The 307-nt window shown below is 48.2% G+C and carries 1 protein-coding gene; it reads right to left on the reverse strand.

Annotated elements, in window-relative coordinates:
• On the reverse strand, window positions 1-307 hold a 307-nt coding region (locus tag AB4512_RS23725), incomplete at both ends, for an MFS transporter (RefSeq protein ID WP_372175965.1).

Consider the following 307-nt stretch of genomic DNA (forward strand, 5'->3'; position numbering starts at 1 on the left):
AAGCCAGTGAGACATAGCCAAGTAGTGAGATAAACACCATACTCCAGCCAAAGTGGAAGTTAATAAACCCACCGATAACAGGCGCGATCAAAGGTGTTATAGAGGCAACCATCGCAATATAAGACATCGCCAAAGGCAAGTCTGCGCCGTTGAATCTATCGCGCGTCGAGGCACGAGCAAGTACAGCGCAACAGCCAGTTCCTAGGCCTTGCAGAAATCGCCCCATCACCATATTGGTAAACGAGTGGCTGAAGAAAATGATCATCAATAGTCCCAGCATGGCGATTAATAATCCGCTCAGCAGTAC

The sequence above is a fragment of the Vibrio sp. 10N.222.52.B7 genome (genome assembly GCF_041474275.1).
Lineage (GTDB): Bacteria > Pseudomonadota > Gammaproteobacteria > Enterobacterales > Vibrionaceae > Vibrio > Vibrio crassostreae_C.